The sequence below is a fragment of the Enterococcus pernyi genome, assembly GCF_045371165.1.
In the GTDB taxonomy this organism is placed as follows: Bacteria; Bacillota; Bacilli; order Lactobacillales; family Enterococcaceae; genus Enterococcus_B; species Enterococcus_B pernyi.
In genome coordinates, this window is the sequence record NZ_JBIQDM010000026.1 from 1 (window position 1) to 832 (window position 832).

The window sequence follows — 832 nt, forward strand, 5'->3', positions numbered from 1 at the left end:
CGTCAACTACAAGCGCTTTGCTATATCAGTTTATTTTTAAATGTCATTTTGTTGTCAGTTATTTTTGCCATTTTATAAAAGGATAGAAAAAAGATGAAGAAAAAATTATTAGCATACGGTTTTGTAGAAACTTCAGATTGTGAAACAGGTGAATTTTTAAAGTTGGATATCACAGGCACACACGATCGTTTTAAAACTCGATTGAGATGGTATGAAGATTCTCCGGAACAGATTTATATTGATCGATATCTTATGAGAGGACTAGAAACAGTAAGCGAAAATGTGGTCCTTAGCAATCACAACGGACTTCACAATGGTGCAGAATTAAATTGGAAAAAGTTCAAAGATACTTTTCCAAAAATCGAAGCTGTTTGAAAAGGAGAGAAGAAAGTGACGTATTTCAAAATCAAAGTTGTAGGTGGAAGTCCTTACCTTAATTTTCCTGACCTCCTTGAATTTTCTTGTTCGGATTTTGAAGAATTCAAGGTCAAATTTCTAAAACGATTTGGAAACATCAGAGGTACAAATAAAGCCGAAAAAGAAAGGGTGAAAATTAAGCAAGGCATCTATGAAACACGAAACATTATGGAATTTAAAAATGTATTTTTTCTAAGTTCACATTGGCACATAGAAATGTATTATCGACGTGAACGTTGAAAGGTGGTGAGTATTCATTGAAGCCTTGGACAACAAAAGAAATATCTTATATCAAAAGATATGCACTTTTAGCAGAAACAAATCAAGTACTGAATATAAAAGAAATGGCTAAAAAATTAGATCGTTCCCTAAAAGCTGTCGAAATGAAAATCTATAAAATGCAAAAGGCCGGTCA

2 protein-coding genes are annotated in these 832 nt (G+C 32.7%); both read left to right on the plus strand.

Annotated features, from left to right (window positions below):
- Positions 1-93 precede the first annotated feature (93 nt).
- The gene (locus tag ACH0AK_RS14900) at positions 94-375 is read left to right on the plus strand and encodes a hypothetical protein (protein WP_499797083.1); all 282 of its coding nucleotides are present in this window, start codon (positions 94-96) and stop codon (positions 373-375) included.
- Positions 376-390: 15 nt separating this feature from the next.
- The gene (locus tag ACH0AK_RS14905; protein ID WP_499797084.1) at positions 391-657 is read left to right on the plus strand and encodes a hypothetical protein; all 267 of its coding nucleotides are present in this window, start codon (positions 391-393) and stop codon (positions 655-657) included.
- Positions 658-832: the final 175 nt, after the last annotated feature.